Origin of the sequence: Pseudoalteromonas sp. GW168-MNA-CIBAN-0100, from assembly GCF_040309225.1 — a bacterium.
In the GTDB taxonomy this organism is placed as follows: domain Bacteria; phylum Pseudomonadota; class Gammaproteobacteria; order Enterobacterales; family Alteromonadaceae; genus Pseudoalteromonas; species Pseudoalteromonas arctica.
In genome coordinates this window covers 1-238 of sequence record NZ_JBEOOL010001062.1, presented here as the reverse complement: position 1 = coordinate 238, position 238 = coordinate 1, and the positions used below count along the sequence as shown (strand labels likewise).

Below are 238 nucleotides of genomic sequence, written 5' to 3'. Positions count from 1 at the left end.
CTACTGGCTATTAATACCTGTAATGCTGCTATTATTTCATTACTTAATGGTTCAGGTTTTTTGCTTGCAATACCACGCTTAACCGCATTAATAAATAGCTGTTGCTGTGCATCCCAACGCGAAAAATCGCTACGCGCAAAGCGCATTATGTGCAATAGGTCTTGATCGTTACTGTGCTGCTTTAATATACACGGGGCTGAAAAGTCTTCCAATAAAACGGCAACAGGTTGCTCTGCTA

General features: G+C 41.2%; 1 protein-coding gene. It reads right to left on the bottom strand.

Annotated elements, in window-relative coordinates:
• On the bottom strand, positions 1-238 hold a 238-nt coding region (locus AAEY62_RS24615), incomplete at both ends, for an aminopeptidase N C-terminal domain-containing protein (protein ID WP_350637111.1).